The sequence below is a fragment of the Mycobacterium sp. THU-M104 genome (genome assembly GCF_049197365.1).
In the GTDB taxonomy this organism is placed as follows: domain Bacteria; phylum Actinomycetota; class Actinomycetes; order Mycobacteriales; family Mycobacteriaceae; genus Mycobacterium.
The window spans coordinates 20579-31074 of the sequence record NZ_JBMIOP010000160.1; the positions used below are offsets into that span (position 1 = coordinate 20579).

General features: G+C 70.1%; 11 protein-coding genes. 6 read left to right on the forward strand and 5 right to left on the reverse strand.

Annotation, left to right across the window (positions count from 1 at the left end):
- Nucleotides 1-73: 73 nt before the first annotated feature.
- On the reverse strand, nucleotides 74-1108 hold the full coding sequence (locus tag ACOJVU_RS13395; protein ID WP_421530212.1) for a DUF3152 domain-containing protein: 1035 nt from the start codon (nucleotides 1106-1108) through the stop codon (nucleotides 74-76).
- A gap of 192 nt (nucleotides 1109-1300) precedes the next feature.
- Between ACOJVU_RS13395 and ACOJVU_RS13400 the strand changes: the two genes are divergently transcribed.
- Nucleotides 1301-1996 carry a TetR/AcrR family transcriptional regulator gene (locus tag ACOJVU_RS13400; protein WP_421530213.1) on the forward strand — a complete coding sequence of 232 codons (696 nt, stop codon included), beginning with the start codon at nucleotides 1301-1303 and terminating at the stop codon, nucleotides 1994-1996.
- On the opposite strand, the gene ACOJVU_RS13405 is transcribed toward ACOJVU_RS13400, so the two are convergent.
- Nucleotides 1983-2258, reverse strand: coding sequence for a DUF3107 domain-containing protein (locus ACOJVU_RS13405; RefSeq protein WP_421530214.1), 276 nt, complete (start codon nucleotides 2256-2258; stop codon nucleotides 1983-1985). The two genes, ACOJVU_RS13400 and ACOJVU_RS13405, sit on opposite strands and share 14 nt — an antisense overlap.
- Before the next feature lie 198 nt (nucleotides 2259-2456).
- On the opposite strand from ACOJVU_RS13405, the gene ACOJVU_RS13410 reads away from it, so the two are divergent.
- On the forward strand, nucleotides 2457-3218 hold the full coding sequence (locus tag ACOJVU_RS13410; RefSeq protein ID WP_421530215.1) for an MmpS family transport accessory protein: 762 nt from the start codon (nucleotides 2457-2459) through the stop codon (nucleotides 3216-3218).
- A gap of 49 nt (nucleotides 3219-3267) precedes the next feature.
- On the opposite strand, the gene ACOJVU_RS13415 is transcribed toward ACOJVU_RS13410, so the two are convergent.
- Nucleotides 3268-3987: a ferritin-like fold-containing protein gene (locus tag ACOJVU_RS13415; RefSeq protein WP_421530216.1), complete on the reverse strand. Its 720-nt coding sequence runs from the start codon at nucleotides 3985-3987 to the stop codon at nucleotides 3268-3270.
- 263 nt (nucleotides 3988-4250) lie between these two features.
- On the opposite strand from ACOJVU_RS13415, the gene ACOJVU_RS13420 reads away from it, so the two are divergent.
- Both ACOJVU_RS13420 and ACOJVU_RS13425 read left to right on the forward strand, forming a co-directional pair.
- Nucleotides 4251-5819, forward strand: coding sequence for a DEAD/DEAH box helicase (locus ACOJVU_RS13420; protein ID WP_421530217.1), 1569 nt, complete (start codon nucleotides 4251-4253; stop codon nucleotides 5817-5819).
- A gap of 16 nt (nucleotides 5820-5835) precedes the next feature.
- Nucleotides 5836-7050, forward strand: a complete 1215-nt coding sequence (locus ACOJVU_RS13425; protein WP_421530218.1) for a hypothetical protein — start codon at nucleotides 5836-5838, stop codon at nucleotides 7048-7050.
- A gap of 45 nt (nucleotides 7051-7095) precedes the next feature.
- On the opposite strand, the gene ACOJVU_RS13430 is transcribed toward ACOJVU_RS13425, so the two are convergent.
- Complete coding sequence (locus ACOJVU_RS13430; protein ID WP_421530223.1) at nucleotides 7096-7896, reverse strand: ParA family protein; 801 nt, start codon at nucleotides 7894-7896, stop codon at nucleotides 7096-7098.
- Between the two features lie 128 nt (nucleotides 7897-8024).
- Between ACOJVU_RS13430 and ACOJVU_RS13435 the strand changes: the two genes are divergently transcribed.
- Both ACOJVU_RS13435 and ACOJVU_RS13440 read left to right on the forward strand, forming a co-directional pair.
- A complete protein-coding gene (locus ACOJVU_RS13435; protein ID WP_421530219.1) occupies nucleotides 8025-8636 on the forward strand; it encodes an acid phosphatase in 612 nt (203 codons plus the stop codon).
- Nucleotides 8633-9736, forward strand: coding sequence for an isochorismate synthase (locus ACOJVU_RS13440; protein ID WP_421530220.1), 1104 nt, complete (start codon nucleotides 8633-8635; stop codon nucleotides 9734-9736). The genes ACOJVU_RS13435 and ACOJVU_RS13440 overlap by 4 nt, the downstream gene beginning before the upstream one ends.
- 77 nt (nucleotides 9737-9813) lie before the next feature.
- Here the strand turns inward: ACOJVU_RS13440 and ACOJVU_RS13445 are convergent, their stop codons facing one another.
- Nucleotides 9814-10257, reverse strand: coding sequence for a hypothetical protein (locus tag ACOJVU_RS13445; RefSeq protein WP_421530221.1), 444 nt, complete (start codon nucleotides 10255-10257; stop codon nucleotides 9814-9816).
- Between the last annotated feature and the right edge of the window lie 239 nt (nucleotides 10258-10496).

Consider the following 10496-nt stretch of genomic DNA (forward strand, 5'->3'; position numbering starts at 1 on the left):
GCGCATCGGCTACACAGCGCATCAGCTACACAGCGCATCGGCAAGCGTCGAGGCCGCGGTCTCAGCGCACGATCTACGCGATCGGGAACGGCCACGGATTGAACTTGCAGGCCTTGCCGTCAGCCTTGACGAATTCAGGGTCGAACTGGGCGGCATCGTCGTCTGAGGTGGAGAACGTCTGCTGCATCATCACCGGTGCCAGACCGCCCTGCTGGTCACACGCCTGGTGACGCGAGTACCCGATGGCGTGGCCGACCTCGTGGTTGATCACGTATTGCCGGTAGGAACCGATGTCCCCCTGAAACGGTACTGCTCCACGCACCCAGCGCGCCTCGTTGATGAAGACCCTGGCCTGCCGGTCCGGCCCGAACGCCGGGTTGTAGCAGGACGTCTCCAGTTCGACTTCATATCCGCAGCCCTCACGCACCGTGACCGGCGACACCAGCGAGATCCGGAAGTCGGGGTTGCCCCCGCCGGCCGCGTCAACCCGGACGAACGCGAACTTGGGGTCGTGCGTCCAGCCTTTGGGGTTGGCCAGCGTCTGGTCGACCATCTCGGCGAACGCGTCGTCCCCGCCGAACATCGCCGGGTCGAGGCCGTTCTCGACCTCGACGGTGTACCTGAACACCTTGGCCGTACCACGGCCGAACTGCGGCGTCGTGCCGGGAACGACGCGGTAGGTGTTGTCGCCCGCCTCGGTGAACGGGCCGCCGGCCGGCAGCGTGCCGGCCGGAAGGTTGGCGTCGAAGGCGGCCAGCCCGCGCGGCGGCGCGTCCAGGATCGCGGTACCCACCGCGCCGATGTCCGGGGATTCCTGGACGGGCTGGCCGGCCGTGGGCTTCGACGCGGCCGTACCGGTCACCGTCTGGTAGATCACCACCGCCGTCAGAACCACCAGAATCGGCAGTGCGTAGGCTCGCCAGCCGTAAGCCGACACGAACTTTCCCAGCGAGGTCTGCTTGCGCCACCGGCGCGGGCGGTCACGGTCGGCCCGGGATCGGCCGGCTGCCCGGTCGATCGGGTCACGCAGCGCCCGCAGCGGCTCGCGCCACCCGTCGAGCAGCACCGGAATCCGGCCGGTGTCGCGTACCGGCCGCTGGGACGTCATTTTCCCAGGATGACACAGGCGGCACCGGGGCTGTCCCCGGCGCGCCCGAATGTCCCGCACGACACACCTACCTATCAGCATCGACAGCACCGGCGGTAGCGGGGCCGCACGGGAGTAATGTCTGTTGCCACCAGCCGGGCGCGGCCGGCACGGGTGGTGCGGGCCGGCCGCACACGATCAGATGGGGACTCGATGAGCGATCTCACCAAGGCGGCGCGGCGTGCCGTCAGAACGGGTGACCGCGCTCGGCTGGGAGAGGCGAGGGCACCCTCGAGGACGCCCTCGAGCCGTCGTGGCAACCGGTTGCCACGCGACGAGCGCCGTAGCCAGCTGCTGATCGTCGCCAGCGACGTCTTCGTCGACCGCGGTTTCCACGCGGCTGGCATGGACGAGATCGCGGAGCGGGCCGGGGTGAGCAAACCGGTTCTCTATCAACACTTCTCGAGCAAGCTCGAGTTGTATCTGGCGGTATTGAACCGGCACGTCGACAAACTCGTCTCCGGTGTGCAGCAGGCGTTGCGGGCCACCACCGACAACCGCGAGCGGCTGCACGCGGCCGTTCAGGCGTTCTTCGACTTCATCGAGCACGACAGCCAGGGCTACCGACTGATCTTCGAGAACGACTACGTGACCGAACCCGAGGTCGCCGCGCAGGTGCGGGTGGCCACCGAATCCTGCACCGATGCCGTGTTCGCGCTGATCAGCGCCGATTCCGGACTGGACCCTCACCGCGCCCGGATGATCGCCGTGGGACTCGTCGGCATCAGCGTGGACTGCGCCCGCTACTGGCTGGACTCCGACCGCCCGATCTCCAAGGCGGACGCCGTCGAGGGCACCGTTCAGTTCGCCTGGGGCGGCCTGTCCCACGTGCCGCTCACTCGTTCTTAGCGGCCTTCCCGGCAGCCCGTGCGGCCGTTGCGTCGGCGCCGATTCCGAACCCGACGCGGCGAGCATCGGCGGCACCGATCTCGACGTAGGCGATATTGGCGGTGTGGATCAGAAAACGGCGGCCCTTCTCGTCGCTGAGCGCCAGCAGGCCCGAGCCTTCGCGCAGCGCGGCGGCGACGAGTTCCTCGACCTCTTCAGGCGTCTGCCTACTGGAGAAGACCAGCTCGCGCGGGCTGTCCGTGATACCGATCTTGACCTCCACGTGGGGCCCCTTCCGTAGGTCGTGGGTCGTGCTGTCGCAGATGCGTCAGCCTGCAGGCTAGTGGACGAGCCAGGGCAGCCCCGCACGCCGGGTGGATAACCCGGGGTAGATAACGATCAATGAACGATTGGCTTGCAACTGCTCATCCGCGAGCGCGCGACCCCGAACCCCTATTTTCACATCTATAACATCGACAACATGGGTAACAGGCTGTATGACCTTCATGATCTCCAGGAAGACGAGGTCCAGGATTACCCCGACGACGAGAGCGACGAGAGCGACGAGAGCGACGAGAGCCGGGCGGAAAGCTACGGCCAACTGGTCTGGCCGGGCGACAGCCGCTGGCGTCCGCTCACCGCGGTCCTGGGCGCCGTGGTGGCCCTCGGCGCGATCGCGACCGCGGTGGTCATCAACAGCGGCGACAGCGCGTCGACGAAGGCGACCGTGGGGGCGCCGGCTCCCCGGCCGATGACGTCCGCGCCCGCCACGCCGAGGACCACCGTTCCGCCGGGCCAGTGGACCCAGCCCCGGCTGCCGCCGGAGACGTTCACCACCGTGCCACCCGCCGCGAGGCCCCCGTCGGCCGCGCCCGCCCCGACGGCGACCGCGACGCCCACGGCGGCACCGCCCCCGCTGGCACCCGGGGCCACCACGGCGCCGAGGACCACGGCGCCGAGGACCACGGTGAACCCCCGCACCGTCGTCTACAGCGTGACTGGGACCAAGGGGCTACTGGACCTGGTGAACGTGGTCTACACCGACGCCCGCGGCTTCCCGCAAACCGAATTCAACGTGGCGCTGCCGTGGTCGAAGATGATCGTCCTGAACCCGGGCGTGGCAACCGAGTCGGTGATCGCGACCAGCCTGTCCGGGCGGCTGGGCTGCTCGATCATCAACGCCGAGGGCCAACCGGTGGTGTCGTCGGCCAACACCGCCATCATGGCGACGTGCACCCGCTGACTGTGCACCCGCTGACTGTGCACCCGCTGACAAGGAACGGTTGCGCCGGTCAGCCCAACCCGAGCTCGCGCATGCGCCGGTCGTGGGTCTGCTTCAGGCGATCGAAGAATGCGTTGAGCTGACCCAGCCCGCCGGCACCGGACAACACCAGATCGACCAGTTCGTCGTGGTCGGCCAGCACGTACTGGGTCTGGGTGATCGCCTCGCCGAACAGTCGGCGCGCCCACAGCGCCAACCGGCTGCGCTGTTTGCTGCTCGCGGTCACCGCGCTGCGCACCTCGGCCACGACGAACTGCGAGTGCCCGGTCTCCGCCAGGGCCGCCCGCACGACGCCGGCCACCTCGTCGGGTAGGCCGTCGGCGATCTCGAGGTACAGATCGGCGGCCAGCGCGTCGCCGATGTAGGTCTTCACCAGAGCTTCCAGCCACGTGCTGGGCATGGTGAGCCGGTGGTAGTTCTCCAGCACGGAGACGTACTTGGCCATCGCCGCAACGACGTCGACTCCCCGCCGCTCCAGGGCGTCGTGCAACAGTTCGTAATGCCCCATCTCGGCGGCGGCCATGCTCGCCATCGAGATACGCCCCCGCAGGTGGGGCGCCATCCGAGCCTCGTCGGTCAGCCGGTAGAACGCGGCCACCTCACCGTAGGCCAGCACCGCAAACAGTTCGTCGACACCCGGATGATCCGCCGGCACCCGCGGCGTGGGCGAATCGTCCACCTGGTCGGCCGGGGACGCTGGAGAGGCCGACGCTGGAGAGGCCGAAGTCATTGTCCACACTCTAGTAGGCGGACCCCGGAAAAATGGGCGCCGTCCGTCAACCAGCTATGCTGGCACGTGATAGCGGCAGTCTTCGTTCGTTTCGCTAGCCGTCGCTATCGGCGAAATGTGCGCGCACTGCTGGCCCACCCCAAGCGGGTGAGGCCCGGCGCCTCGGCGACGTATTCGGAGTCGGAACTCGTGCGTGCGTGACCGCGACACAGAAACACCGACACCACATCGAACGACGTCACCGAAAGGCTCGACACCCGCCTATGACCACAACCCAAGCAACAACCCAAGCAACAACCCAAGCAACAACCACAACCGAACTACCCATCCAGACGACTTTCGCCGAACTCGGCGTCCGCGACGAAATCGTCCGCGCGCTGGCCGAGGAAAGCATCGAACACCCCTTTGCCATCCAGCAGCTGACCCTGCCGCTGGCGATGGCCGGCGACGACGTGATCGGCCAGGCGCGCACCGGCATGGGCAAGACCTTCGGCTTCGGCGTGCCGCTGCTGCACCGCATCACGACACGCGTCGCCGAGGCGCCGCTGTCAGGGGTGCCTCGCGCCCTGATCGTGGTGCCCACCCGGGAGCTGTGCATGCAGGTGACCGAGGACCTGGCCACCGCCGCCAAGTACCTCAGCGCCGATGACGGGCGCCGCCTGTCGGTGGTGTCCATCTACGGTGGGCGGCCCTATGAGCCGCAGATCGAGGCGCTGCGTGCCGGCGCGGACGTGGTGGTGGGCACCCCGGGCCGTCTGCTCGACCTGGCCCAGCAGGGCCACCTGCAGCTCGGCGGGCTTTCGGTGCTGGTGCTCGACGAGGCCGACGAAATGCTGGACCTGGGCTTTTTGCCCGACATCGAGCGCATCCTGCGGCAGATCCCGGAGAACAGGCAGTCGATGCTGTTCTCGGCGACCATGCCGGGCCCGATCATCACGCTGGCCCGCACCTTCATGAACCGGCCCACCCACATCCGCGCGGAGGCGCCGCACTCGGCGGCCACACACGACACCACCGAGCAGTTCGTCTACCGTGCCCACGCACTGGACAAGGTGGAGCTGGTGACCCGCGTGCTGCAGGCCGAGGGCCGGGGAGCGACGATGGTCTTCACCCGCACCAAGCGCACCGCACAGAAGGTCGCCGACGAGCTGGCCGAACGCGGCTTCAAGGTCGGCGCCGTGCACGGCGACCTGAATCAGGTCGCCCGGGAGAAGGCACTCAACGCGTTCCGCGCGGGCGACGTCGACGTGCTCGTCGCAACCGACGTGGCCGCCCGCGGCATCGACATCGACGACGTCACCCACGTCATCAACTACCAGATCCCCGAGGACGAACAGGCCTACGTGCACCGCATCGGCCGCACCGGCCGCGCCGGCAAGACCGGGGTCGCGGTCACCCTGGTGGACTGGGACGAGCTGCCCCGCTGGACGATGATCGACAAGGCGCTGGGCCTCGACTCGCCCGACCCGGCGGAGACCTACTCCAACTCGCCGCACCTCTACGAAGAGTTGGGCATCCCCACTGAGGCGCGTGGCAAGGTCGGAACGCCGCGCACGTCACCGGCCAAGCGGCGCGACCCCGCCACCGACGAGCGGACCGCGGAACGCAAACCCGCTCGCGCGCGCTCCGGGACCCGGCGGCGGCGCACCCGGGGTGGTCAGCCCGTCAGCGGACACCCCGCCGGCAAGTCGGCGCCGAGCGCCGACGGGGACGGCGGCGCGGAGGGGTTGTCAGGCTCCCCGGCCGGCAACGGCGGGACGAAGCGGCGCCGTCGCCAGCGTCGCAAGCCCGCAGACGGCGGCGCCGTGTCTGCCACCAACACCGCGGACTGAGTCCCCCCGCCGCGGCATGGTCACACCCGAGCGCCGGACCAGGGGCGACATGCTGGCCGCCGCGGCAATCGCGGTCGTCGTGGCCGTCGCCGCGTCCCTGATCTGGTGGACCAGCGACGCTCGCGCCACCATCAGCAGACCCGCCGCCGTCCCGGCGCCCACCCCGAAGCCGGCCCGCGACGTCCCGGCCACCCTACGTCAGCTCTGGACGGCCGCCAGCCCGGCCACCACCTCGCCGGTGGTGGTCGGCGGCACCATCAGCACCGGCGCCGGCCGCCGCGTGGAGGGGCACGACCCCGGCACCGGCCGGACACGCTGGCGCTATTCCCGCGACGCCGACCTGTGCGGGGTGTCCTGGATCTATCACTACGCCGTCGCGGTATACCGCGACGGCCGCGGATGCGGGCAGGTCAGCACCCTGGACGGGTCGACCGGTCGTCGCGGGCCCGCCCGCAGCGCCTACGCCGACCCGCAGGTCCGGCTGTCCTCCGACGGTGCGACGGTGTTGTCCGCCGGCGACACCCATCTTGAGCTCTGGCGCTCGGACATGGTCCGGATGCTGGCCTACGGCGAGACGGACGCCCGCGTGAAGCCCTCGGCCCGGGGACTGCATTCGGGATGCCGGCTGATCTCGGCGGCGGCCAGCTCGGCCGCGGTCTCGGTGCTCGAGAGCTGCATGGACCAGCCCGATCTGCGGCTCGTCCTGCTGCGGCCGGGCAAGGACGACGACGAGCCCCGGCAGCAGGTCGTGGCCGAACCCGGGGTGCGGCCCGACTCGGCGGCCCGCGTGGTGGCCGTATGGGACACCAACACCGCGGTGTACCTGCCGGCACCGCAGCCCAGGCTCGATGTCGTCGACGAGACCGGCACCACGGTGTCGAGCACCCTGCTGCCCAAGCCCCCGTCGCGCTCGGCGGTGGCATCGCAGGCGGGCAACCTGGTGACCTGGTGGACCGGCGATGCCCTGATGGTGTTCGAGGCCAGCACCCTGACACTGCGCTACACGATCGCCGCAGGCCCTACGAAGGCGCCGCTGGGACCGGCCGCGATGATGGCGGGCAAGCTGCTGGTCCCCGTCACCGACGCCATCGGCGTCTACGACCCGGTCAGCGGGGCCAGCGAGCGCTACATCCCGGTGCAGCGGCCGCCGGGCATGTCCGCCGTGGTCCCTGCGGTTGCGGGCTCGCAGCTGTTCGAACAGCGCGGCGACACCGTGGCGGCCCTGGGCTGACCCGGCGCAGGGCCGCCACCTCGACGGGCCTACACCGCGACGGGCTTACACCTCGACGGTGAACGTCGGCAGCGCTTTGCCCGTCTTCCAGTGCTTGAGCAACGCCTGGGCCAGTTCGCCGTAGGCCGCCGCGCCCTTGTTCCTGCGCCCAGCCATCACCGAGGAGCCCGAGGCGCTGGCCTCGGCGAAACGCACCGTACGCGGGATCGGCGGGGCCAGCACCGGCAGATCGTAGCGGTCGGCGACGTCGAGCAGCACGTCGCGGGTGTGGGTGGTGCGGGCGTCGTACAAGGTCGGCAAGGCGCCCAGCAGACGCAGGTCCGGGTTGGTGATCTGCTGGACGTCGGCGACGGTGCGCAGGAACTGGCCGACGCCGCGGTGCGCGAGCGTCTCACACTGCAGCGGCACGATCACCTCGTCGGCCGCCGTGAGCCCGTTGAGTGTCAGCACACCCAGCGAAGGCGGGCAGTCGAGGATGACCACGTCGAACTGCTCGGAGACTTTGGCCAGCGCCCGTTTGAGCGCGTATTCGCGCCCAGCGCGCATGAGCAGCATCGCCTCGGCGCCCGCGAGGTCGATGTTTGCCGGCAGCAGCGTCATCCCCTCGATCGTCACCACCAGCGCGGCGCCCGGTTCCACTTCGCCGAGCAGCACCTCATGCACCGACACCGGCAGCTTGTCGGGGTCCTGGCCGAGCGAGAAGGTAAGACAACCCTGCGGATCCAGGTCGACGAGCAGGACCCGCTGTCCGGCATCCGCCATCGCCGCGCCCAGCGAGGCGACCGTCGTCGTCTTGGCGACACCGCCCTTCTGGTTGGCCACCGCCAATACCCGGGTCCTGGCCACAGGCACCGCCCCTTCTCATCGACTTCGCGCTGCATCGTCCCCGCGCAGTCACAGTGTCATCCTGGCATGTTCACCCGCCCCGCGCTGCGGCCGACAAGCCCGGATTCGCGTCGGGCAGAATCGGTCGCATGGGCTTGCACAATCACCGACTGGTCCTGCTGCGCCACGGGGAAACCGCGTGGTCGAAGTCGGGCCAGCACACGGGTAGGACCGATCTCGCTCTCACCGAGAACGGCCAGAGGCAAGCCGAACTCGCCGGGCGAGTGCTGACCGAACTCCAACTCACCGACCCGCTGGTGATCAGCAGCCCGCGGCAACGCGCTGTCACCACCGCCGAGCTGGCCGGGCTCGCCGTCGACGAGGTGTCCGACCTGCTCGCCGAATGGGACTACGGTTCCTACGAGGGGTTGACGACGCCCCAGATCCAGGAAAAAGTCCCCGACTGGCTGGTCTGGACGCACGGATGCCCGGGCGGCGAGAGCGTGGCGCAGGTGAGCGACCGCGCCGACCGGGCGGTGGCTTTCGCGCTCGAGCACATGACCTCGCGTGACGTGCTGTTCGTGGGCCACAGCCATTTCTCGCGCTCGGTGATCACTCGCTGGCTCGAGCTGCCCCTCGTCGAGGGCAGCCGCTTCTGGATGGTCGCCGGCTCGATCGCCATGTGCGGTTTCGAGCACGGCGTGCGGCAGCTTGCCGCACTGGGACTCACCGGCCACCCGCGAGCGCTGTCACCCGGGTGAGTACCGTCACCGAGCCGCCGTTCGCGCTGTGCGGACCGGGGGGGACCCTGGTCGCCGACGGAGTGCGGAACCGATTCTCCGACGTGCGGGCCGCACAAGCGGCGCTACGCTCCGGCTCTGCGCCAATAGTTATGGGCGCGTTGCCTTTTGACGCGGAAAATCCGGCCGCGCTGCTGACGCCGGGCAGCGTTGCGCGCACCGAGGCCCCGCCTGACTGGCCGACGGCTCCGCTGCCGACGGTGCGCGTCACCGCCGCTGTACCGCCGCCCGACGACTACCGCGACCGGGTCAGTCGCGCGCGCGACCGGCTCCGCGCATCGGGCAGCTCGCTGCACAAGGTGGTGCTGGCCCGCTCGTTACAACTGGCCGCGGACGCTCCCCTGGACGCCCGTGTCGTCCTGCGCCGCCTGATCGCCGCAGACCCCGCCGCCTATGGCTACCTCGTCGACCTGACCGCCGCCGGCGGCGACTACGGGGGCGTCGCGCTGGTGGGCGCCAGCCCGGAACTTCTCGTCGCCCGGTCCGGGGACCGGGTCGTGTGCCAGCCGTTCGCCGGTTCGGCTCCACGCGACGCCGACCCCGAACGCGACGCAGCCAACGGCGCCACACTGGTCGGTTCGGCCAAGAACCGGCACGAGCATCAGCTGGTGGTCGACGCCATCCGGGCCGCACTTGATCCGCTGTGCGACGACCTCACCATCGAGCCCGAGCCCCACTTGAGCCGCACCGCGGCAGTGTGGCACCTGTGCACACCGATCAGCGGCCGGCTTCGCGACACATCGACGACGGCAATAGATTTGGCGTTGGCGTTGCATCCCACACCCGCGGTCGGCGGCGTCCCGACGAAGGCCGCGACCGCGCTCATCGCCGAGCTGGAAGGTGACCGCGGCTTCTACGCCGGGGCTGTCGGGTGGTGCGACGCACGCGGCGACGGCACCTGGGTGGTGTCCATCCGGAGCGCGCAGCTGGCGGCCGACCGGCGCAGCGCGCTGGCGTGGGCCGGCGGCGGCATCGTCGCAGCATCCGACCCCGACGCCGAAGTCGACGAGACCACAATGAAATTCACGACGATACTCACCGCACTGGGAGCGCCGCGATGACCGTGGCGATTCGCCCGGCCACGCGGCGGCGTGGGACCAGATCGGCGGGCGGGGAAGCCGCGGCCCGAGTCGATCGCCTAATTGCCGTCCGGTCCGCGATTGGCTGATCCGGCCGGCCCGCACTGATCGCCCCCGACAGCCCAGCGGACTCCAGCGGGGCTCAACAGCAGCACCAGCACGGTCAGGGCCACCACTCCCGCCGGGATTCCGAATGCCGGCCGATGCGAGCCCACCGCGAGATACCACGAAACGGGCAGCAGCAACAACTGGGTGGCCACCGCGAGCCCGCGCCCCCAACGTCTGCCGAGGGCCAGCGCGCGACCGGCGGCGAGCACCACGCCGCCCATCACGACGAACCAGACCGCAGTCCCCAGGCCGTTGACCAGGCGCTGGTCCGCTCCGGCGATGCCCCGAACCACCAGCACCGCAGCCACCACCAGCGCGACCACGCCCTGTACGGCGACGATCACGCCCGCCGCCCTCACGGTGGCCGGAGTCACCTGTCTGCCGGGGAGTGCCACGGCGCCAGGGTACCCACCTGCCCGGCGCCACCGCGCCTACACGGTTCGGCCACCTCGCCCCTCGCCCCTCGCCCCTCGCCCCTCGCCATCGGGGGCACCCCCACCCCGGGCCGTTTCACAGCCCACATCGTGGCCGCGCCTAAGTAGTCGTGCCCGTTGATTCGTCGGGCCTGTTCGCTGAGGTGCCGAGACTGCGGTGGCGGCGACGTCGGGCGAAAAAGGTAGCGCTGAACGCAGTC